20 protein-coding genes and 1 riboswitch are annotated in these 20,919 nt (G+C 62.0%); of the genes, 11 read left to right on the top strand and 9 right to left on the bottom strand.

The genetic code is table 11. From position 1 onward, the window contains the following. Nucleotides 1–98 precede the first annotated feature (98 nt). Nucleotides 99–1,574 (bottom strand): molybdate ABC transporter ATP-binding protein ModF, encoded by a 1,476-nt coding sequence (modF, locus tag DW58_RS07795; protein ID WP_024548029.1) that lies wholly within the window; start codon nt 1,572–1,574, stop codon nt 99–101. A 75-nt stretch (nt 1,575–1,649) separates the two neighbouring features. After that, complete coding sequence (gene modE / locus DW58_RS07790) at nt 1,650–2,441, bottom strand: molybdenum-dependent transcriptional regulator (protein WP_024548028.1); 792 nt, start codon at nt 2,439–2,441, stop codon at nt 1,650–1,652. 131 nt (nt 2,442–2,572) lie between these two features. Between modE and DW58_RS20025 the strand changes: the two genes are divergently transcribed. The 4 genes from DW58_RS20025 (at nt 2,573) to modC (ending at nt 5,378) form a co-directional block, all read left to right on the top strand. Beyond that, nucleotides 2,573–2,722 carry an AcrZ family multidrug efflux pump-associated protein gene (locus DW58_RS20025; RefSeq protein WP_024548027.1) on the top strand — a complete coding sequence of 50 codons (150 nt, stop codon included), beginning with the start codon at nt 2,573–2,575 and terminating at the stop codon, nt 2,720–2,722. Nucleotides 2,723–2,857: 135 nt separating this feature from the next. After that, a complete protein-coding gene (modA, locus tag DW58_RS07785; RefSeq protein ID WP_024548026.1) occupies nt 2,858–3,631 on the top strand; it encodes a molybdate ABC transporter substrate-binding protein in 774 nt (257 codons plus the stop codon). Further along, a complete protein-coding gene (modB, locus tag DW58_RS07780; protein ID WP_024548025.1) occupies nt 3,628–4,320 on the top strand; it encodes a molybdate ABC transporter permease subunit in 693 nt (230 codons plus the stop codon). The genes modA and modB overlap by 4 nt, the downstream gene beginning before the upstream one ends. Then, the gene (gene modC, locus DW58_RS07775; RefSeq protein WP_024548024.1) at nt 4,320–5,378 is read left to right on the top strand and encodes a molybdenum ABC transporter ATP-binding protein ModC; all 1,059 of its coding nucleotides are present in this window, start codon (nt 4,320–4,322) and stop codon (nt 5,376–5,378) included. Before modB ends, modC begins: the two co-directional genes overlap by 1 nt. Here modC and DW58_RS07770 read toward each other — a convergent pair whose 3' ends face one another. Continuing rightward, nucleotides 5,379–6,197, bottom strand: a complete 819-nt coding sequence (locus DW58_RS07770; RefSeq protein ID WP_024548023.1) for a pyridoxal phosphatase — start codon at nt 6,195–6,197, stop codon at nt 5,379–5,381. 142 nt (nt 6,198–6,339) lie between these two features. Between DW58_RS07770 and pgl the strand changes: the two genes are divergently transcribed. Beyond that, nucleotides 6,340–7,335, top strand: coding sequence for a 6-phosphogluconolactonase (gene pgl / locus DW58_RS07765; protein ID WP_029592666.1), 996 nt, complete (start codon nt 6,340–6,342; stop codon nt 7,333–7,335). An 81-nt stretch (nt 7,336–7,416) separates the two neighbouring features. On the opposite strand, the gene DW58_RS07760 is transcribed toward pgl, so the two are convergent. The 4 genes from DW58_RS07760 to bioA all read right to left on the bottom strand — a co-directional run bounded on the left by DW58_RS07760 (nt 7,417) and on the right by bioA (nt 11,383). Continuing rightward, a complete protein-coding gene (locus DW58_RS07760; RefSeq protein ID WP_024551019.1) occupies nt 7,417–8,727 on the bottom strand; it encodes a putative acyl-CoA thioester hydrolase in 1,311 nt (436 codons plus the stop codon). Nucleotides 8,728–8,845: 118 nt separating this feature from the next. Next, complete coding sequence (locus DW58_RS07755; RefSeq protein WP_024551020.1) at nt 8,846–9,322, bottom strand: kinase inhibitor; 477 nt, start codon at nt 9,320–9,322, stop codon at nt 8,846–8,848. 15 nt (nt 9,323–9,337) lie between these two features. After that, nucleotides 9,338–10,018 carry a type 1 glutamine amidotransferase domain-containing protein gene (locus DW58_RS07750; protein ID WP_024551021.1) on the bottom strand — a complete coding sequence of 227 codons (681 nt, stop codon included), beginning with the start codon at nt 10,016–10,018 and terminating at the stop codon, nt 9,338–9,340. A 57-nt stretch (nt 10,019–10,075) separates the two neighbouring features. Further along, complete coding sequence (gene bioA / locus DW58_RS07745) at nt 10,076–11,383, bottom strand: adenosylmethionine--8-amino-7-oxononanoate transaminase (RefSeq protein WP_409371883.1); 1,308 nt, start codon at nt 11,381–11,383, stop codon at nt 10,076–10,078. A 70-nt stretch (nt 11,384–11,453) separates the two neighbouring features. Between bioA and bioB the strand changes: the two genes are divergently transcribed. Genes bioB through bioD form a run of 4 tightly spaced genes read left to right on the top strand, consistent with a single transcriptional unit; the run spans nt 11,454 to nt 15,057 of the window. After that, on the top strand, nt 11,454–12,494 hold the full coding sequence (gene bioB / locus DW58_RS07740; protein ID WP_024551023.1) for a biotin synthase BioB: 1,041 nt from the start codon (nt 11,454–11,456) through the stop codon (nt 12,492–12,494). Further along, nucleotides 12,491–13,645 carry an 8-amino-7-oxononanoate synthase gene (bioF, locus tag DW58_RS07735; RefSeq protein WP_024551024.1) on the top strand — a complete coding sequence of 385 codons (1,155 nt, stop codon included), beginning with the start codon at nt 12,491–12,493 and terminating at the stop codon, nt 13,643–13,645. Before bioB ends, bioF begins: the two co-directional genes overlap by 4 nt. Next, nucleotides 13,626–14,384 (top strand): malonyl-ACP O-methyltransferase BioC, encoded by a 759-nt coding sequence (bioC, locus tag DW58_RS07730; protein WP_024562534.1) that lies wholly within the window; start codon nt 13,626–13,628, stop codon nt 14,382–14,384. Before bioF ends, bioC begins: the two co-directional genes overlap by 20 nt. Then, nucleotides 14,377–15,057, top strand: coding sequence for a dethiobiotin synthase (gene bioD, locus DW58_RS07725; protein ID WP_024562535.1), 681 nt, complete (start codon nt 14,377–14,379; stop codon nt 15,055–15,057). Before bioC ends, bioD begins: the two co-directional genes overlap by 8 nt. Here bioD and DW58_RS07720 read toward each other — a convergent pair. Then, the gene (locus DW58_RS07720; protein WP_024550098.1) at nt 15,054–15,764 is read right to left on the bottom strand and encodes an ABC transporter ATP-binding protein; all 711 of its coding nucleotides are present in this window, start codon (nt 15,762–15,764) and stop codon (nt 15,054–15,056) included. The genes bioD and DW58_RS07720 overlap by 4 nt on opposite strands. A gap of 858 nt (nt 15,765–16,622) precedes the next feature. On the opposite strand from DW58_RS07720, the gene uvrB reads away from it, so the two are divergent. Then, nucleotides 16,623–18,641, top strand: a complete 2,019-nt coding sequence (gene uvrB / locus DW58_RS07715) for an excinuclease ABC subunit UvrB (protein ID WP_024550099.1) — start codon at nt 16,623–16,625, stop codon at nt 18,639–18,641. A gap of 105 nt (nt 18,642–18,746) precedes the next feature. Here the strand turns inward: uvrB and yvcK are convergent, their stop codons facing one another. After that, nucleotides 18,747–19,655 (bottom strand): uridine diphosphate-N-acetylglucosamine-binding protein YvcK, encoded by a 909-nt coding sequence (gene yvcK, locus DW58_RS07710; RefSeq protein WP_024551098.1) that lies wholly within the window; start codon nt 19,653–19,655, stop codon nt 18,747–18,749. Nucleotides 19,656–19,878: 223 nt separating this feature from the next. Next, a riboswitch (molybdenum cofactor riboswitch) is annotated at nt 19,879–20,010 on the top strand. On the opposite strand from yvcK, the gene moaA reads away from it, so the two are divergent. Further along, a partial coding sequence (moaA, locus tag DW58_RS07705; protein WP_152977160.1) for a GTP 3',8-cyclase MoaA occupies nt 19,998–20,919 on the top strand: 922 nt, incomplete at its 3' end. (Overlaps the previous riboswitch by 13 nt.)

Here is a 20,919-nt window from a genome sequence, read left to right as displayed (position 1 = left end):
AATAATGTGGGCGTGGCAGATGCAGCTTGTCTGAAAGTCGCGGTCGGGTAAAGGCCGACCGCGTTTTATGAGGAAAAAGGGCGGGAGGGTTTTCGCTGTTAACGCTGCTGCGGGGCGCACTCATAGCGGTAGATGTCGCCCTGGGGCACAAAGGTCAGTCGATGGGTAATACAGCCCGGGGCATCCTCTGCGTGGTGGGACACAAACAGCAGCTGGGTAGTGCCTTCGCCGATCAGCACATCAATAAAGCGCCGCACCAGCTGGCGGTTGAGCGGGTCCAGACCCTGAAGCGGTTCGTCGAGGATCAGCAGCGTCGGGTGCTTCACCAGCGCCCGGACGATCAGCGCCAGCCGCTGCTGCCCCCAGGAGAGGCTGTGGAACGGCGCGTCCGCCACCGACGAACCAATCCCCAGAATATCGAGCCACTGCTGCGTCAGCGTGCGCTGCCGATCGGAGACCGCCTGGTAGATGCCGATGGAGTCAAAATAGCCGGATAAAATCACCTGTCGCGCCGTGGTGCTGACCCGGTAATCGAGATGCAGACTGCTGCTCACATAGCCGATATGCTTTTTGATATCCCAGATGGTTTCGCCGCTGCCGCGCCGGATGCCGAACAGCGTCAGGTCGTTGCTGTACCCCTGGGGGTGATCGCCGGTGATCAGGCTGAGCAGCGTGGATTTCCCCGCGCCGTTCGGGCCGACGATTTGCCAGTGCTCGCCGGGGTTCACCGTCCAGTTCAGGTTGTGCAGCACCGGGCGGTCGTTCCAGGAAACCACGCCGTTGCGCAATACCACCGGCGCGGTGCCCGGCGGCAGCGCGTGACGCGCGGCGGGTTCATCCGCTTCCGGCAGCGCGATACCGGTGAGGGTTTCGCTGTGCGCCAACTGGGCGACCAGCGCCTGCTCCAGCAGATCGCGTTTCTCACCCGCCTCGACCAGCGTGCAGTCAGCCACCACGCCGGCATAGCGTACAAAGTCGGGAATATCGTCAAAGCGGTTGAGCACCAGTGCCAGGGTGTAGCCCTGCGCGCTGAGCGTTGCGAGCAGATCCGCCAGCTGGTGGCGCGAGTCGACGTCCAGACCATCGAAGGGTTCATCGAACACCAGCAGGTCCGGCTCATCCATCAGCGCCTGGCACAGCAGGGTTTTCCGGGTTTCCCCGGTAGAGAGGTATTTGAAACGGCGATCGAACAGGTGCGCGATGCCAAAGCGCTCGGCCAGCGCCTGCGCCCGGGCGTCATTTTTCACCTGCTCCTGAATGATTTGCCCGACGGTGCGCCCGGTATCGTCCTCGTCGGCGCCCAGCAGGTCGGTGTTGTTGCGCTGCCACTCGTCGCTCACCAACTGCTGAAGCTGCTCAAACGACAGGCGGGCAATGCGGCGAAACTCACAGCGGCGTTCGCCTTTGTGGATTGTCTGCTCCCCGGACAGCGCCCGGGCCAGCGCGGACTTACCGCTGCCGTTGGCGCCGACAAACGCCCAGCTCTCACCGGCGCGAAGGGTCAGGGCATCAATATGAAGCGTTTTGGTGTCGCTCAGGTGAAATGTGCCTTGCGAAATCTGCAATATTGTCATGTTATATCCCGTTTTTTGCAGCAGAACTGACAGGGATACGGTGTGACGCCGCGCTTGTCAATGCGCGGCCGGGTTTTAGCAGAGTGTGGCGAGGATAACGCGATCGGCGTTAAAAAATGCGGTGATCTCAGCACCTTCTTCTGGCGCTGCGGCGGCGAACTGCGCATCGGAAAGCGTGGCGCACAGGGTTTGCCCGTCCGGCAGCCGCACCAGCACTTCGTGGACTTCCCCGGCGCTGTCAATATGGGTCACCACGCCCTGAAGCTGGTTGTCGGCGTCTGCCGCCAGGACCGGATCGCGGGTCAGCGAGACCCAGGGGGCTTTTATCAGCACCAGCACCTCTTTGCCGGGAGCAAGCCCCAGCCGGTCTGCGCTCTGGCCGGTCACCGCAGCGTTAATGCGCGTCTCGCCATCGGCCAGCAGGACGCCGACCTGAGGCTGGAGCGCCTTGTTATCGCTCGCCACTACGCTGCCGAACCACTGATTGCGCGCGCTGGTCTGGAGCGAAAAGCGGGCGATGGCCGCCAGCAGGCTGTCGAGCGGCAGCGTGTCGTCGCTCAGCGCATCGAAGGCCTTTTGCTGAATTTTGGTCAGCAGATCGTAAAGCTGGATCAGGCGTTCGCCGTAGCGGGTAAGCAGCGCACCGCCGCCGCCCTTGCCGCCGGTAGCGCGTTCCACCAGCGTTTGCTCGCTAAGCAGGTTCATCTCGTTGATGGCATCCCAGGCGCTCTTATAGCTGATGCCCGCCAGCTTCGCGCCCTGGCTGATGGAGCCGGTTTGCGCTATCTGTTTAAGGAGCGTGATCCGACGCGGATCGGCAAACAACCGCTCCTGAAGTCTGAGGGTAAGGAGAATTTCAGCCTGCATCACGAACTCCTGAGAAAAAAACGCATTGTGACTCACGGCGGGGCGGGTGCGCAAATGGGCACCGCACAAAAGGGGAGTGCGTTTTTTGCCGACGAGGGTAGAATAGAAGTTCTTTTTTACTGGAGGCGACCATGCTGGAATTATTGAAAAGTCTCGTATTTGCCGTGCTCATGGTGCCGGTAGTGATGGCCATTATCCTGGGCGCCATCTACGGTCTGGGTGAAATCTTCAACCTGTTCTCGGGCGTCGGTCACAAAGACAAGTCCAGAGAAACCCGCTGAATCCCTTGCGAACGCCCGGTCTGACCGGGCGTTTTGCTCTCAAGCTCTTCCCCTTTTTGCCGATACTCCTGTGAATTGAACAGAATAGCCGCTATATTACCGCGTATATAACGAAGCGATAAAATGAGGTTAATCATGGCAACATCATGGGTTCGACTGGCGGCCGGCGCGGCGCTCTCTCTGGCGATGGCAGGCCAGGCGCAGGCGGCAGAAAAAGTAACCGTTTTTGCAGCAGCCTCGCTGACCAACGCGATGCAGGACATTGCAGCCGATTACACCAAAGCAAAATATGTGCAGGTGGTGGCATCCTACGCCTCCTCCTCAACGCTGGCGCGCCAGATAGAAGCGGGCGCCCCGGCGGATATTTTCATCTCGGCGGATCAGAAGTGGATGGACTATGCCGCGAGTAAAAACGCGGTGGATGCCTCAAGCCGTATTACGCTGCTGACCAACAGTCTGGTGGTGATTGCGCCGGAAGCCTCGGCTCAGAAGCCGTTTACCATCAGCGAGAAAACCGACTGGAAAACCCTGCTCAACGGCGGTCGACTGGCGGTGGGCGATCCGGCGCACGTGCCGGCGGGCATCTACGCCAAAGAGGCGCTGCAAAAACTGGGTGCCTGGGATAAGGTAAGCCCGATGCTGGCCCCGGCTGACGACGTGCGCGGCGCGCTGGCGCTGGTGGAGCGCAACGAAGCCCCGCTCGGCATCGTCTACGGCTCCGACGTTATCGCCAGCAAAGAGGTGAAAGTGGTCGCCACCTTCCCGGAAGACTCGCACAAGAAAGTGGAATACCCGATGGCGATTGTCGCCCGGCACGATAACGCGGCGGTAAAGGCGTTCTATGAGTATCTGAAAGGCCCGCAGGCTGCGGCGGTATTTAAACGTTACGGATTCACGACTACGCAATGATTCTGACCGAACCCGAATGGCAGGCGGTATTACTCAGCCTGAAAGTCTCAACGCTGGCAGTGCTGGTGAGCCTGCCGTTTGGGGTGCTTGTCGCCTGGATCCTGGTGCGCTGCACCTTTCCCGGCAAAGCGCTGCTCGACAGCCTTATCCACCTGCCGCTGGTGCTCCCGCCGGTGGTGGTGGGCTACCTGTTGCTGGTGGCGATGGGGCGCAACGGGTTTATTGGAAAATACCTGTACGACTGGTTCGGGTTGACCTTCGCCTTTAGCTGGCGCGGTGCGGTGCTGGCCGCCTGCGTGATGTCCTTCCCGCTGATGGTGCGCGCCATACGGCTGGCGCTGGAAGCGGTGGATCTGCGCCTCGAACAGGCGGCACGCACGCTGGGTGCCGGGCGCTGGCGCGTCTTCGCTACCATCACGCTGCCGCTGATGCTGCCGGGCATTATCGCCGGTACCGTGCTGGCGTTCGCCCGTTCGCTGGGCGAGTTCGGCGCGACGATTACCTTTGTCTCCAACATTCCGGGTGAAACCCGCACCCTGCCATCGGCCATGTATACCCTGATCCAGACCCCCGGCGGTGAAGGCGCTGCCGCACGGCTGTGCGTCATTGCTATCGTGCTGGCGCTGGTATCGCTGATGGTGGCGGAGTGGCTGGCGACCGTCAGCCGTAAACGGTTGGGGAACGCCTGATGCTGAAGCTCGATTTTACCCAGACCCTGGGCAACCACCGTCTGCGCGTCAACGAGACGCTGCCGGCCGCAGGCATCACCGCGGTGTTTGGCGTTTCCGGCGCCGGGAAAACCTCGCTGATCAACGCCATCAGCGGCCTGACGCGTCCCGAGCAGGGGCGTATCGTCCTCAACGGCCGGGTGCTGAGCGATACGGCGGGCGCGGTTTTCCTTCCCCCGGAAAAACGCCGGGTCGGCTACGTGTTCCAGGACGCGCGCCTGTTCCCGCACTACAACGTGGCGGGCAACCTGAAATATGGCATGGCGAAAAGCATGGCCAGCCATTTCGATAAGCTGGTGGCGCTGCTGGGCATCGAGAAACTTCTCACCCGTCTGCCCGGCTCGCTGTCGGGCGGCGAGAAGCAGCGCGTGGCCATTGGCCGGGCAATCCTCACTGCCCCCGAACTGCTGCTGCTCGACGAACCGCTTGCCTCCCTCGACCTGCCGCGCAAGCGCGAGCTGCTGCCGTATTTGCAGCGCCTGGCGCGGGAGTTCTCGGTGCCGATGCTCTACGTCAGCCATTCGCTGGATGAAATTCAGCAGCTGGCGGATAACGTGCTGGTGCTGGAGAGCGGCGAGGTGAAAGCCTTTGGTCCGCTGGAGAGCGTGTGGGGTAGCCGGGTGATGCACCCGTGGCTGCCGGCGGAGCAGCAGAGCAGCGTCCTCAAGGTGTCCGTGCTGGAGCATCACCCGCACTACGCCATGACCGCGCTGGCGATTGGCGACCAGCACGTCTGGGTTAACCGGCTCGACAAGCCGCTGCAGGCCACGCTGCGCATCCGCATTCAGGCGTCTGACGTCTCGCTGGTGCTCCAGCCGCCGCTGCAAAGCAGCATCCGCAACCTGCTGCGGGCACAGGTGAAACAGTGCTATGACGATAACGGCCAGGTGGAAGTGGCGCTGGATGTGGCGGGGCGCACGCTCTGGGCGCGCATCAGCCCCTGGGCGCGGGATGAGCTGGCGATTAAACCCGGGCTGTGGCTCTATGCCCAGGTGAAAAGCGTCTCGATCTCCGCCTGATCAGAGTACGTACTGGTAGAGCGCTTCGGCGATGCTGGGCTGCGTGTTATCGCCAATTACCTTGTCGGCGCGCGCTTTAATGGCGTCGTCGGCATTGCCCATCGCAAAGCCGAGGCCCGCCGGTTCGAGCATGCTTAAATCGTTGTAGTTGTCGCCGAACGCCACCACGTTCTCCATGCCAAGCCCCTGGGTCGCCAGCCACTGGGCGAGGCGTGCTCCTTTGCTGTTGCCCTTCTGCGCCACGTCCACCTGATCGTGCCATGACCACTCGCACACCAGCCCCAGCGTCTGCTCCACTTCAGTGGCAAAGGCGTTGAGTTTCAGGGTGTCGATGTCCGTCAGGGCGAACTTCCAGATCGCCTCCACGCTGTGGGCCGCTTCCTGCAAAGAGGACACCTGAGTAAACACCGGGCGCTGGTGTTCCGGCAGCCGCTGGGCCCAGTTCTGGGTGCGCAGCACGTGTCCGGTGGCGATTTCATACATCATCGCGTCGTCAACGTACATCAGGCCGTGAATATGATGCGTTTGCAGCATCCCGGTCAGCGCAACGGCCTGATCCGGGCGCAGCGGGTCGGCGGAGAGCACCTTTTTTGCATGATAATCATACAAATAAGCACCGTTACAGCAAATTGCAGGTGTATCCAGTTCCAGTGCCTGATAAAAAGGATGGATGGCGACATGATGGCGGCCGGTGACGATCGCCAGCGTAAAGCCCGCCTCGCGCGCGTGGCGCAGTGCGTCAAGGGATTCCGGCAGGATGGTTTTCTGCGGCGTCAGCAGCGTGCCGTCCAGATCGAGTGCGATTACGCGAAGGGTCATTCGTGTGTCCAGGTCTTGTTGAATCATAAGGTTTGCGGTGATGGTACACCGTGGCGGCGTCCGGACAAAACCCGGCGCGCACTGATGGATAAATACGCTACCCTTGTGACTATCTTCCCCCGTTTTCAGGAAAGGAGCATTCATGAAACAAACCGTTTATACCGCCAGTCCCGAAAGCCAGCAGATCCACGTCTGGCGCCTTGAAGAGCAGGGCGATCTGACGCTGCTGCAGGTCGTCGACGTGCCGGGCCAGGTCCAGCCGATGGTCATCAGCCCGGACAAGCGCTTTCTGTACGTGGGCGTACGCCCGGAGTTTCGTGTAATCGCCTACCGCATCTCTCCGGAAGACGGCATTCTCGCTGAGGCAGGCCACAGCGCACTGCCGGGCAGCCCGACCCATATCTCCACCGACCACAGCGGGAAATTCCTGTTCTGCGGCTCCTATAACGCGGGCTGCGTGAGCGTGACGCGCCTGAACGACGGCCTGCCGGGCGAGATCGTCGCGGTGGTGGAAGGTCTGGAAGGGTGCCACTCGGCGAACATCTCCCCGGACAACCGCACCCTGTGGGTGCCGGCGCTGAAACAGGATCGCATCTGCCTGTTTACCCTCGGCGAGGACGGTTCGCTCTCTCCGCAGACGCCGCCGGAAGTCACCACCGTTGAGGGCGCTGGCCCACGCCATATGGCGTTCCACCCGAATCAGAAGTACGCCTACTGCGTCAACGAGCTGAACGGCTCGGTGGATGTGTGGCAGCTCAGCAACGCCCACGGCAATATCGAATGCGTTCAGACGCTCGATATCATGCCGCCGGACTTTACCGATACCCGCTGGGCGGCGGATATCCACATCACGCCGGACGGGCGTCACCTCTATACCTGTGACCGCACCGCCAGCATCCTGACCGTTTTCAGCATCTCCGAAGACGGCAGCGTCCTGGCGCTGGAAGGCTTCCAGCCGACCGAAACCCAGCCGCGCGGCTTTAATATCGACAGCACCGGGAAATACCTGATTGCCGCCGGGCAGAAGTCCCACCATATCGCGGTGTACGCCATTGAAGGCGCGCAGGGGCTGCTGAGTGAGAAAGGGCGTTACGCCGTAGGCCAGGGCCCGATGTGGGTGGTGGTTAACGCGCAGTAATCCGCGCGCCTTTGCGAGGCGGATGGACAAAAAAAGGGCGTATCCATGGATACGCCCTTTTTCAATGGTGCCGCAGTACGGTTACTGCTTCGGCTCCGCCACAACGGCGCTGCCGACGCCGCGGTTGTTGAACTCCCACATGCGGTTAGCATTGGCGTCGTTCAGATCGCGGGTAATGTTGCCTTTTTCGTCCTGGGTACCGACGTTGCCGGTGAACGGACGTTTAGAGCTGGCAGCATCGCCCCACGGCGTCGCGTTGTTAAAGCCTTCGTTGATCACGCTGTCGCGGATCACCACCTGGCCGTTGGCGGTCTGGCCCGGCGCATAGCCGTTTTCGCCCGCTTCCAGATCCCAGGCGCGGCCCAGCTGCGCGACCTTATCGCCTGCGGCGGTAAAGCGGCTGTTGATGACGAGGAAGCCGTAATAGATGTTGGCCTGAGTCGCCGGAGCGAACACGTAGCCTTCCTGCTGGGTGCGGCTGTTCACGATGCGGAAATCGGTGTTATCGAACACCACCGCGCCGCGACCGGCAACCACATCCACATCGCCTTCCACGTAGCTGTTGCTGACCAGCGTGCGGGTCTGGCGATTGGTGACGAAGCGGTTCTGCACGTCGCTGTTGGTGACCAGGAAGGTGTTCTGGCGACCCAGAATATTCACCTTGTCGATCTGCACCTTGTCGCCATCGCTGCGCAGGGCAACCGCCTGATGATTACCGGCGTCTACGCTGTCACCGAGGGTGTTTTCAATGGTCAGGTTCTGCAACTGCAGACCGTTGTTCTGCGACCAGAACACTGCTGAACACATAACGCCTACCGTGGCGTTGCGGCTGTTCTGGCAGTTGTCGAACATGTACCAGGCCGGTTTACCCGGCATATATTTGCCCGACGGGTTTACGGTGTGGCGCCAGGTATTGCGATCCATTTCGGAATCCAGCGCGAGGCCGATCTTCACGTCCAGCGGCTTATCACCGGTGCCGTACAGCGTTACGCTGCCCGGCGCTGCCGGTACGTAGACCGTGCCCTGGTACTCGCCTGGCAGAATGGCGATGTAGACGCGCTGGCTGGAGTGCTTCGCGATAGCGGCGTCCACGGCGGCCTGAATGGTGGTGTGCGTCACGCCGTTTTCACCGGCCGGGCCGACCACGAAGTCGGGCTGCGCAGGCAGACGGATCGCTGACGGCGACCAGGGCGCGGCGTTCGGATCGGTGGAGGCGAAATAGCGCGCCGCGGTGAAGTTCTGCGCTTCATCAGCGGTCAGCACCGGACGTGAGGCGGTGCCAGGGGCGTGCTGTTCGGACGGACGTTGGTCCGGCGGCGTCGAGCTACACGCGGTCAGCGTCACGCCGACGGCCAGCATCAGCGCCAGACGGGATACCGGGAATATGTTCAAGGGTGGCTCCAGCTATGCAAGTTAAAAAGAGGTACCTGAGAAACCAGCCTTTTTATACTAAGTTGAGCCAAACGGGAAGCCGATTTGCACAAACCGGCTTCAAAAGTAACAAAATGTCTCAGATATAGATGGCGGTCAGCGTGGCGCTGGCAATGGCGTGAAAATGGACGTTAAACCCCACCATCGCGCCGCTGGCGTTGGCGTTGACGTCAAGCCGCTCCACGTCCAGCGCGTGCAGGGTAAAGATGTAGCGGTGGGACTCGCCTTTCGGCGGCGCGGCCCCGCCGTAACCCGTCTCGCCGAAGTCGGTGCGGGTTTCAATGGCCCCGTCAGGAAGGGCCACCAGGCTCGATCCCGACCCCTGCGGCAGCACGCGCGTGTCGGCGGGAATATTGGCCACCACCCAGTGCCACCAGCCGGAGCCGGTGGGCGCATCGGGGTCGTAGCAGGTGACCACAAAGCTCTTCGTGCCGGGCGGTACCTCGTCCCAGGCCAGGTGGGGCGAAATGTTGTCGCCCTCATAGCCCATTCCGTTAAACACGTGACGAAGCGGGAGCTTGTCGCCGTCGTTAAAATCGTTGCTGAATAACTTCATGGCAGCTCCTGTCAGTCAGAGGTCAAGCGCTTTGAGCAGTTCCTGGGCGGCAATGCCTGACGAGGCCGGGTTCTGGCCGGTAATCAGATGGCCGTCGGTGACGGCATATTCACCCCAGTCATCGGTGCGTTCGAACAGGCCGCCGTTCTGCTTGAGCGCCTCTTCCACCAGGAACGGCACGATATCGGTCAGGCCCACGGCCTCTTCTTCACTGTTGGTAAAGCCGGTGACGCGTTTACCTTCCACCAGCGGTGAGCCGTCGGGCTTTTTGGCATGGCGCAGCACGCCCGGCGCGTGACACACCGCGGCAACCGGTTTGCCGCTCGCCCAGTATTTTTCAATCAGGGAAATCGAGTGGCGATCTTCCGCCAGATCCCACAGCGGGCCGTGACCGCCGGGATAGAACACCGCATCGTACTCGTCGATGTTGATGTCGCTGAGCTTATGGGTTGAGGCCAGCGCCTGACGGGCCGCGCTGTCGGCACGGAAACGTTCGGTATCCGGGGTTTGCGCATCCGGCTGGTCGCTCACCGGGTCGAGCGGCGGCTGGCCCCCGGCGGGGGAGGCAAGCGTGACGTCGACGCCCGCATCGCGGAACACGTACCAGGGCGCGGCAAACTCTTCCAGCCAGAAGCCGGTCGGTTTGCCGGTGTCGCCAAGTTTGTCGTGGGATGTCAGTACCATCAGAATTTTCATTCTTACCTCCGGGATGAGTAAACGTGTTACCGAAGTGTAGTGCATCCCGGCATGAGGTTAATTCTGAAACAGCGCCGGATCGTTCACCGCGCGCACCACGGCGGCGGTAAGACGCGCCAGCTGTGACGGGGTGATAACGTAGGGCGGCATCAGGTAGATAAGCCGACCAAACGGGCGGATCCACACCCCCTGGCTGACAAAAAAGCGCTGCAGCGCCGCCATGTTCACCAGCCGCTCTGTCTCCACCACCCCGATGGCACCCAGCACGCGCACGTCGCGTACCTGCGGGCTCTCCCGGCACGGCACCAGCTCGGCCCGCAGCTGGGTTTCAATCGCCGCCACCTGGCCGCGCCACTCGCCGCTCTCAAGGATAGCGAGGCTTTCGTTGGCGACCGCGCAGGCCAGCGGGTTGCCCATAAAGGTCGGGCCGTGCATAAAGCAGCCTGCCTCGCCGTTGCTGATGGTGTCCGCCACCGCACGGGTTGTCAGGGTGGCAGAGAGCGTCATGGTGCCGCCGGTTAACGCTTTACCCAGGCAGAGGATATCCGGCGCGATGCCTGCGTGATGGCAGGCAAACAGCTCCCCGGTGCGCCCGAAGCCGGTGGCAATCTCATCGGCGATCAGCAGCACGCCTTCCCGGTCGCACATCTGTCGGATGCGCTTCAGCCAGGTCGGGTGGTAGAAACGCATCCCGCCCGCGCCCTGAACCACCGGCTCCAGAATCACCGCCGCCAGCTCGTGACGGTGGGCGGCGAACAGCCGGGCAAACGGCACGATATCCTGCTCGTCCCACTCGTCGTCGAACCGGCAGGTGGGTGCCGGGGCAAACAGGTTTTCCGGCAGATAGCCCTTCCACAGGCTGTGCATGGAGTTATCCGGATCGCAGGCCGACATCGCCCCGAAGGTATCGCCGTGGTAGCCGTGACGCAGCGTGATAAAGCGCTGGCGCGGCGTACCGCGGGCATGCCAGTACTGCAGCGCCATTTTCATCGCCACTTCCACCGCCACCGAGCCGGAGTCGGCCAGGAACACGCACTCCAGCGGGTCGGGCGTCATGGCCACCAGCTTGCGGCACAGCGCCACGGCGGGTGGATGGGTGATCCCGCCAAACATCACGTGGGACATGGCGTCGATCTGGTTTTTCATCGCCGCGTTGAGACGGGGATGACCGTAGCCGTGAATGGCCGCCCACCAGGAGGACATGCCGTCAACCAGCGTCTCGCCGCTGGCGAGTTCCAGCTCGCAGCCGCGCGCGGCGACCACCGGATAGACCGGCAGCGGGGCGGTCATGGAGGTGTAAGGGTGCCAGATATGGCGCTGATCGAAGGCGAGGTCGTCGGGGTTCATATGTGACTTGTAAACCAAATTAAAAACATTTAGGTTTACGAGTCTATACCGAAACCACGATAAACAACACCCCCTTTGGAGATGCCCCATGGCTCACCCTTCACGCTGGACTTTGTCGCAAGTTACTGCTTTGTTTGATAAACCTTTGCTGGAACTGCTGTTTGAAGCCCAGCAGGTTCACCGCCAGCACTTCGATCCGCGCCATGTTCAGGTCAGCACGCTGCTGTCGATCAAGACCGGTGCCTGCCCGGAAGACTGCAAATACTGTCCGCAAAGTTCACGCTACAAAACCGGCCTTGAGGCCGAGCGCCTGATGGAAGTGGAGCAGGTGCTGGCCTCGGCCCAGAAAGCCAAAGCCGCGGGCTCCACCCGCTTCTGCATGGGGGCGGCGTGGAAAAACCCGCACGAGCGCGATATGCCGTACCTGGAGCAGATGGTACAGGGGGTGAAGGCGCTGGGGCTGGAAACCTGCATGACCCTCGGCACGCTGGAAGAGACCCAGGCCCGGCGCCTCGCCTCCGCCGGGCTGGATTACTACAACCACAACCTCGATACCTCGCCAGAGTTCTACGGCAATATCATCACCACCCGTACCTACCAGGAGCGTCTCGACACGCTGGATAAGGTGCGCGATGCCGGGATCAAAGTGTGCTCGGGAGGCATTGTTGGGCTAGGTGAAACCGTCACCGATCGCGCCGGTCTGCTGATGCAGCTGGCGAACCTGCCGACGCCGCCGGAGAGCGTGCCGATCAACATGCTGGTCAAGGTTAAGGGCACGCCGCTGGCCGATAATGACGACGTCGATCCGTTCGATTTTATCCGCACCATCGCCGTGGCGCGCATCATGATGCCGACCTCGTTCGTGCGTCTCTCCGCCGGGCGCGAGCAGATGAACGAGCAGACCCAGGCGATGTGCTTTATGGCCGGGGCCAACTCCATCTTCTACGGCTGCAAACTGCTGACCACCCCGAACCCGGAAGAGGACAAGGATCTGCAGCTGTTCCGCAAGCTTGGACTCAACCCGGCGCAGACCCACGTCGAGGCGGGGGACAACGAGCAGCAGGCGCAGCTGGTAAACCAGTTACGCAACGCCGACACCGAACAGTTCTATAACGCGGCGGCGCTATGAGCTGGCAGGCGCGTATTGACGAGGCGCTGGAGCAGCGCCGTCAGCACGGCCTGCTGCGTACCCGTACCGCCAGCCAGCAGGGCAGCGGCCGCTGGCGCGTGCAGGACGGGCGACGCTGGCGCAATTTCGCCAGCAATGACTACCTCGGGCTGAGCCACCACCCGGCGGCGATTGCCGCCTGGCAGCAGGGGGCGGCGCGCTACGGCGTCGGCAGCGGCGCCTCCGGCCACGTCACCGGCTACAGCGAGGCCCATGCCGGGCTGGAGCAGGCGCTGGCCGACTGGCTGGGCTATCCCCGCGCGCTGCTGTTTATCTCCGGGTTTGCCGCCAATCAGGCGGTGATTGCCGCCCTGGCGCACAAGCATGATCGCATCGTGGCCGACCGGCTGAGCCACGCCTCGCTGCTGGAGGCGGCGCACCTCAGCCCGGCGACGCTGACGCGCTTTCGCCATAACGATCCCGAGGCGCTGCGCGCGGCGCTCTCCACGCCCTGCGCCGGCCAGCAGTTGGCAATCACCGAGGGGGTGTTCAGCATGGACGGCGACAGCGCCCCGCTGGCGGACCTTGCTGAGGTAAGCCGCGCCGCCCAGGCGTGGCTGATGGTGGATGACGCCCACGGGATCGGCGTGGTGGGCGAGGGCGGACGGGGAAGCTGCCATGCGGCGGGCATTCAACCTGAGCTGCTGGTGGTGACCTTTGGCAAAGGGTTTGGCATCAGCGGCGCCGCGGTGCTGTGCAGCGAGAGCGTCGCCCGTTATCTGGAGCAGTTTGCCCGCCACCTGATCTACAGCACGGCGATGCCGCCGGCCCAGGCCGTGGCGTTGCAGGCTGCCCTGACCTGCATACAGCAGGGCGACGCGCTGCGTGACCGGCTGCAGCGCCACATTCGCCGTTTCCGCGACGGCGCGCGGCAGCTGCCCTGGCAGCTCAGCGCCTCGCACACCGCCATCCAGCCGCTGATCGTCGGTGATAATCAGGCCGCGCTGTCGCTGTCGGCGGCGCTCAGCGCGCGCGGCATCTGGTGCAGCGCCATCCGCCCGCCCACCGTGCCGCCTGGCACCGCGCGGCTGCGTATTACCCTGACGGCCGCCCATGAAGATGAGGATATCGACGCTCTGCTGGAGGCACTCCATGACGCAGCCCGTGGATAAACAGGCCGTTGCCGCAGCCTTTGGCCGGGCGGCGCAGAGCTACGATCGCTTCGCCGAACTGCAGCGCATCAGCGGCGAGCGCCTGCTGGGACATCTGCCCGCGCTGCGCGGACGGCGGGTGCTGGATGCCGGGTGCGGTACCGGCTGGTTCAGCCGCCGCTGGACGCAGCAGGGCTACCAGGTCACCGCCCTCGATCTTTCGCCGCTGATGCTGGCCCACGCGCGCCAGCGGCAGTCGGCGCACCGCTTTGTGGAAGGGGATATTGAGCGCATTCCGCTGGCGGACGGCCTGTTCGATCTCGCCTGGAGCAACCTGGCGGTGCAGTGGTGTACCCGGCTGAGCGACGGTCTGGCGGAGCTGTACCGCGTTACGCGTCCCGGCGGCGTGGTGGCGTTCTCAACCCTTGAACAGGATTCGCTGCACGAGCTGCACGCGGCCTGGCGCAGCGTTGATGGCCGCGCGCACGCCAATCGCTTTTTGACCGCCGGGGCAATTGCGGACGCCTGCCCGACGGCGCAGCGCGTCCTGCATCGCGAGAGCGTCACGCTGCATTTTCCCGACGCCCTGAGCGCCATGCGCTCTCTGAAAGGCATTGGGGCGACCCATCTGCACCACGGGCGCGACGGCGGCCTGCTGACCCGTCAGCAGCTGGCGCGGCTGGATGCCGCATGGCCGCGGGACGCGCGCGGTCTGATGCTTACCTATCATCTGATTTTTGGAGTTCTGCAACGTGACTAAACGCTATTTCGTGACCGGCACCGACACCGAAGTGGGGAAGACGGTCGCCAGCTGCGCCCTGCTGCAGGCCGCGGCGCAAAGCGGCTATCGCACCGCAGCCTATAAACCGGTGGCCTCCGGCAGCGAACGCACGCCGGAGGGCGTCCGCAACGGCGATGCGCTGGCCCTGCAGCGCAACAGCAGCCTGGCGTTGCGCTATGAGCAGGTGAATCCCTACGTGTTTGAGGAGCCGACCTCACCGCACATCCTCAGCGCTGAGCACAACGTGCCGCTGGACTTCGCCGTGATGTCGCGCGGGCTGCGCGACCTGGAGCAGGCGGCGGAGTGGGTGCTGGTGGAAGGCGCCGGGGGCTGGTTTACGCCGCTCTCCGCCAGCCAGACCTTTGCTGACTGGGTGATACACGAACAGCTCCCGGTGATTCTGGTGGTCGGGGTGAAGCTCGGCTGCATCAACCATGCAATGCTCACCGCGCAGGCGGTGCGCGCCGCCGGGCTGACCCTCGCGGGCTGGATCGCCAACGATATCGTGCCCCCTGGTCGCCGCCACGCTGAATATCTGGCAACGCTCAGGCAGCAGATTGACGCGCCGCTACTCGGCAAAATTCCGTGGCTGACGGGAAAGGCAGAGCGGCAGCCCACCGGCGGTTACCTCTCGCTGGCGGCGCTCCCCTAGGGCGTCATCCAGTGGGCCAGCAGCTTGTCATCCAGCTGGGCGACGCTGCCCTGGGCCACATTGCGACCGCGGTGCAGCACGCAGAAGCGATCCGCCACGTGGCGGATAAACGAGAGGCGCTGCTCAACCAGCAGCACGGTCAGCCCCAGCTCGCGGTTGAGCCGCACAATGGCCGCCCCCAGCTTCTGCATCATCTTCGGCCCGACGCCGCGGCCGGGCTCGTCGAGGATCAGCAGCCTCGGGCGCGTCACCAGCGCCCTGGCAAGCGCCAGCTGCTGGAGATCGTCCTCCGCCAGATCCGCGCCGCGCAGCAGACGCTGGCCGTAGAGCTCAGGAAACAGATCGAAAATATCCGCCGGGATCGCCTGAGGCTGCCCGGTGGCCGCCATCATCGCCAGCTGAAGGTTCTCCTCGACCGTCAGGCGCGAGAAGATGCGCCGGTCTTCCGGCACGTAGCCGATGCCAAGCGCCATGCGCGCTTCCACGCTCACGCCGTGCAGATCCTGCGCCGCCTTGCCGGCCTCGTGCCACAGGATCGTCCCGCTCTCCACCGGCTGATGGCCGGTAATACAGTTCAGCAGCGTGGTTTTGCCCATGCCCGGCAGCCCGGTGACGCAGGTGCACTCCCCCGGCAGCAGTTCCAGATCCACGTTCCACAGGCTGCGCTGCGAGCCGTAATAGTGATTAATCGCGCGTAAACTCAACATACTTACTCCTTCTTCGACAGGGACACTGGCGGTACCAACCGCGGTTTACCCGGATACCCGGCATCCTGTGCCATCCACCTGACAGGGGGTTGAGTTCCAGAACATCAGCTGTGCAATTCCCTTGCCAGCGCGAATAAAATTCCATCTGGTGAGGAAAATTTGGGACAAAACCGACAAAAAAGCAGGGGGCCTGCGCGCCTTAACGGAAAACCGAGCGAAGCGCTGCACTACCAGCGTGCCGGCGGCTGCGGCGACATGGTGCAGACGCCCCTGAGGCGGGGGGAGGGGATCGTTTCGGATCTGTGAGGACGATCCCAGCGGCGTTTGCCAGGATCGCTACAGCGTAACGACAATATTTTGCGATAAAATTTTTTTTCCGTGCCGTTGCGCAACCTGGAGGGGTGTCACACAGCCAGCGGCGCTGTGGCTCGAGTTGAGTTATCCACTATTCCTGTGGATAACCATGTGCATTAGAGTTAGAAAACACGTGACAAGCGAGAGCGGACGCGGGTTGCGCATAAATTGGCTTTAAAGCCGTCTTTTTTTGAAAATGCTTTTAAATTAATACTTTAGCTAAAATCAATGGCTGTAAGAAAAGTGTCATCGCCTGTCATGAAAGTTTTATACGTCGCCTTGACAAATGTTAAAAGTAAAAAAATTCTGGGGATAACCGGGGTGTGCTGGTGTTTTATATCGTCAGACACCAAATAGCCCGCTAACGCGTCCGTTTTGGCCCCGGCGCGTCAACATCCCGTCCGGGAGTACTGTTTTTTCATCCAGTCTTTTTTTCTGGCAAATTAGCGTACGACGAGTAAAATTACTCCTCGGCCCGCGCACATCGTCATCAGGTAGCCATCCATGAGTAAAGCTTTCAAACTGAATTCCGCCTTCCGCCCCTCCGGGGACCAGCCCGAGGCCATCCGTCGCCTGAAAGAGGGGCTGGAGGATGGTCTGGCCCACCAGACGCTGCTCGGGGTAACCGGGTCCGGTAAAACCTTTACCGTGGCGAACGTCATTGCCGATCTGCAACGCCCCACGATGGTGCTTGCCCCGAACAAAACCCTGGCGGCGCAGCTCTACGGCGAGATGAAAGAGTTCTTCCCGGATAACGCGGTGGAGTACTTCGTCTCCTACTACGACTACTACCAGCCGGAAGCCTACGTTCCCAGCTCGGATACCTTTATCGAGAAAGACTCGTCGGTGAACGAACACATCGAGCAGATGCGTCTTTCCGCCACCAAAGCGCTGCTGGAGCGACGCGACGTGGTGGTGGTGGCTTCGGTCTCGGCGATCTACGGTCTGGGCGATCCCGATCTCTACCTGAAGATGATGCTGCACCTGACCAAAGGGATGATCATCGACCAGCGCGCCATCGTGCGCCGCCTGGCGGAGCTGCAGTATGGCCGCAACGATCAGGCCTTCCAGCGCGGCACCTTCCGGGTGCGCGGCGAGGTCATTGACATCTTCCCGGCCGAGTCAGACGACTTCGCGCTGCGCGTTGAGCTGTTTGATGAAGAGGTTGAGCGACTGTCGCTGTTCGACCCGCTGACCGGGCACGTGGAGTCGGTGATCCAGCGTTTTACCGTCTATCCGAAAACCCACTACGTGACGCCGCGCGAGCGCATCGTGCAGGCGATGGAGGAGATCAAAGTCGATCTCGCCGAGCGCCGTAAAGTACTGCTGGAAAACAACAAGCTGCTTGAAGAGCAGCGTCTCACCCAGCGCACCCAGTTCGATCTCGAAATGATGAACGAGCTGGGCTACTGCTCGGGGATTGAAAACTACTCGCGCTATCTCTCTGGCCGTGGGCCGGGTGAAGCGCCGCCGACGCTGTTCGACTACCTGCCGGCCGACGGTCTGCTGGTGGTGGATGAATCCCACGTGACCATTCCGCAGATTGGCGGGATGTACCGCGGCGACCGGGCGCGTAAAGAGACGCTGGTGGAGTACGGCTTTCGTCTGCCGTCGGCGCTGGATAACCGTCCGATGAAGTTCGAAGAATTTGAGGCGCTGGCGCCGCAGACCATCTACGTGTCGGCCACGCCCGGTAACTACGAGCTGGAAAAATCCGGCACCGAGATTGTCGACCAGGTGGTGCGTCCTACCGGTCTGCTCGATCCGATTATCGAAGTGCGTCCGGTGGCGACCCAGGTCGACGATCTGCTGTCTGAAATCCGTCAGCGCGTGGCGATCAACGAGCGTGTGCTGGTCACCACGCTGACCAAACGCATGGCGGAGGATCTGACCGAGTACCTGGAAGAGCACGGTGCAAAGGTGCGCTATCTGCACTCGGATATCGACACCGTAGAGCGTATGGAGATCATCCGCGATCTGCGCCTCGGTGAATTTGACGTGCTGGTGGGCATCAACCTGCTGCGTGAGGGGCTGGATATGCCGGAGGTGTCGCTGGTAGCCATCCTTGACGCCGACAAAGAGGGCTTCCTGCGCTCCGAGCGCTCGCTGATCCAGACCATCGGCCGTGCGGCGCGTAACGTGAACGGGAAAGCCATCCTTTACGGCGATAAGATCACGCCGTCCATGGCAAAAGCCATCAGCGAGACCGAGCGCCGTCGTGAGAAGCAGCAGGCGTACAACGAAGAGCACGGTATCGTGCCGCAGGGGCTGAACAAGAAGGTGGTGGATATCCTTCAGCTCGGCGAAGGGCTGGCGAAAACCAAGTCCAAAGGCCGCGGCAAGTCGCGTCCGACCATTGTGGAAGATGATGAAGTGGCGCTGACGCCGAAAGCGCTGAGCCAGAAGATTCATCAGCTGGAGGCGCAGATGCTGCAGCATGCTCAGAACCTGGAGTTCGAACAGGCCGCCGAGCTGCGCGACAAGCTGCATCAGCTGCGCGAGCTGTTCATCGCCGCGTCGTAACGCCGCCTGACCCTCTCCCGGTGGGAGAGGGAGCAAACAGGTTATGCATTGCTGTGATTCGTCCTCTCCCTGCGGGGGAGGGCATGTCTTACGAGACGCCGGGCATTATCCCAGCTGCTGAATGGCTTTTTCGAGCGCAACGCGCAGCAGATGGCGATCGTGACGGTAGGGCACGTCGGAGGCTTCCAGCGGCTCCTGCACAATCAGGCGCCCCTTAACGTCGCTGACGTCCACTTTTGGCCCTACCACCACCGCATCAATGATCTTTTTCCCCACGTACTGCTCCATCAGCGCCAGCTTCTCTTCCAGCCGCAGGCTCGCCGCGGCGGGGCTCAGCTCGCGCCCGAGGTTACCGACGTAGACCACCGGTGCCGGGGTGCGACGCAGCGCCTGAGCCAGATCGGGCAGCAGCAGCAGCGGTATCAGGCTGGTATAAAAACTGCCAGGGCCAATCAGAATCAGATCCGCTTCGGCAATGGCTTCAATCGCTTCTCGCGTCGCCGGGGCGGAGGGGTAGAGCATCAGCTCCTGTGGCGGCAGCGCCAGCGCATCGACATTCACCTCGCCGTAGACGTGGTTTCCATCCGCATCGAGGGCCATCAAATCTACCGGGTGCTCGGACATCGGGATAAGAAAGGCATCTACTTTCAGCAGATTACGAATGATGTTGATCGCTTCCAGCGGGCGCACGCTCAGGTGATCCAGCGCCTTTAACATCAGATTTCCGAGGTTATGACCCGAAAGTTCGCCGTTCCCGCCAAAACGGTACTCAAACATTGCCGATGCCACGCTCGGCTCGGTAATTAACTGATTAAGACAGTTGCGCATATCGCCCCAGGCGATGCCGCCCTCGGAGCGGCGAATACGGCCGGTAGAGCCGCCGTTATCGGTGGTGGTGACGATGCCCGTCAGCCGCGAACCCAGCGACGAAAGGGAAGACATGACGCGCCCAAGCCCGTGCCCGCCGCCGAGGGCGACGACGCGATCGAGATCGGCGAAGGTACGATTACGCATAGAAAATCCTTATCACTGACTGGCGCTGCTACGGTAGCGTAAAACGCGGAAAAAAACTAACTGCCGCCCGGGTTAAATGATGCATATCAAGGCAATTGTTGTGCTTTCGCGTATTCTGCCCGAATTGTTGCAATAAACCCGCTATATAACAATTTACATAGCGAAAATGCCGATGGTCGATCGCGGCCTTACGCGTTATTATTGTCTTCACCGGTTTCATTCACTGATGAAACAACACTCTAGCCTTCTCGCCTGGGTCTTCGGATATGGCGCGCTGGCCGTGGCACAAGCCACCAGGGTACAGCCAGAAATAGCTGTGCCTCCCGAACTGGAAAGGTGTACATGGTCTCACAACTCACTGACGCATTCGCGCGTAAGTTTTACTACTTACGTCTGTCGATCACCGACGTCTGCAACTTTCGTTGCACCTACTGCCTGCCGGATGGCTACAAGCCCGGCGGCGTCACCAATAAAAGTTTCCTCTCGCTCGATGAAATTCGTCGGGTGACGCGTACCTTTGCCGCGCTCGGCACCGAAAAAGTGCGCCTGACCGGCGGGGAACCCTCCCTGCGCCGTGATTTCACCGACGTCATCGCCGCGGTGCGTGAGAACGCCGCGATCCGCCAGATCGCCGTCACCACCAATGGCTACCGCCTGGCGCGCGACGTGGCGCAGTGGCGTGATGCCGGGCTGACCGCCATCAACGTCAGCATCGACAGCCTCGACGCCCGTCAGTTTCACGCCATCACCGGGCAGGATAAGTTTCATCAGGTCATGGCGGGCATCGACGCCGCGTTTGACGCCGGCTTCGAGCGCGTGAAGGTGAATACCGTGCTGATGCGCGACGTTAACCATCATCAGCTCGATACTTTCCTGGAGTGGATCCAGCCGCGCCCGATTCAGTTACGCTTTATTGAGCTGATGGAAACCGGTGAGGGCAGCGATCTGTTCCGTCGCCACCATCTGTCAGGGGTTGTACTGCGCGATGAACTGCTGCGCCGCGGCTGGATACGCCAGCTTCGCAGCCGCAGCGACGGCCCGGCACAGGTGTTTTGCCACCCGGACTACGCGGGCGAAATCGGCCTCATCATGCCCTACGAGAAGGATTTCTGCGCCAGCTGCAACCGCCTGCGCGTCTCCTCCGTGGGCAAGCTGCACCTCTGTCTGTTTGGCGACGGCGGGGTGGACCTGCGCGATCTGCTGCAGGAGGACGCCCAGCAGGTGGCGCTGGAAGAGCGCATCGCCGCGGCGCTGAGCCATAAAA

It is taken from the genome of Siccibacter turicensis LMG 23730 (genome assembly GCF_000463155.2).
GTDB classification, from domain to species: Bacteria; Pseudomonadota; Gammaproteobacteria; order Enterobacterales; family Enterobacteriaceae; genus Siccibacter; species Siccibacter turicensis.
This window is presented reverse-complemented; position numbering and strand designations above follow the sequence as displayed.

Coding starts and splice junctions, on each gene's coding strand:
- modF (WP_024548029.1), bottom strand. CDS start 1,574: ATGACAATATTGCAGATTTCGCAAGGCACATTTCACCTGAGCGACACC.
- modE (WP_024548028.1), bottom strand. CDS start 2,441: ATGCAGGCTGAAATTCTCCTTACCCTCAGACTTCAGGAGCGGTTGTTT.
- DW58_RS20025 (WP_024548027.1), top strand. CDS start 2,573: ATGCTGGAATTATTGAAAAGTCTCGTATTTGCCGTGCTCATGGTGCCG.
- modA (WP_024548026.1), top strand. CDS start 2,858: ATGGCAACATCATGGGTTCGACTGGCGGCCGGCGCGGCGCTCTCTCTG.
- modB (WP_024548025.1), top strand. CDS start 3,628: ATGATTCTGACCGAACCCGAATGGCAGGCGGTATTACTCAGCCTGAAA.
- modC (WP_024548024.1), top strand. CDS start 4,320: ATGCTGAAGCTCGATTTTACCCAGACCCTGGGCAACCACCGTCTGCGC.
- DW58_RS07770 (WP_024548023.1), bottom strand. CDS start 6,197: ATGACCCTTCGCGTAATCGCACTCGATCTGGACGGCACGCTGCTGACG.
- pgl (WP_029592666.1), top strand. CDS start 6,340: ATGAAACAAACCGTTTATACCGCCAGTCCCGAAAGCCAGCAGATCCAC.
- DW58_RS07755 (WP_024551020.1), bottom strand. CDS start 9,322: ATGAAGTTATTCAGCAACGATTTTAACGACGGCGACAAGCTCCCGCTT.
- DW58_RS07750 (WP_024551021.1), bottom strand. CDS start 10,018: ATGAAAATTCTGATGGTACTGACATCCCACGACAAACTTGGCGACACC.
- bioB (WP_024551023.1), top strand. CDS start 11,454: ATGGCTCACCCTTCACGCTGGACTTTGTCGCAAGTTACTGCTTTGTTT.
- bioF (WP_024551024.1), top strand. CDS start 12,491: ATGAGCTGGCAGGCGCGTATTGACGAGGCGCTGGAGCAGCGCCGTCAG.
- bioC (WP_024562534.1), top strand. CDS start 13,626: ATGACGCAGCCCGTGGATAAACAGGCCGTTGCCGCAGCCTTTGGCCGG.
- DW58_RS07720 (WP_024550098.1), bottom strand. CDS start 15,764: ATGTTGAGTTTACGCGCGATTAATCACTATTACGGCTCGCAGCGCAGC.
- uvrB (WP_024550099.1), top strand. CDS start 16,623: ATGAGTAAAGCTTTCAAACTGAATTCCGCCTTCCGCCCCTCCGGGGAC.
- yvcK (WP_024551098.1), bottom strand. CDS start 19,655: ATGCGTAATCGTACCTTCGCCGATCTCGATCGCGTCGTCGCCCTCGGC.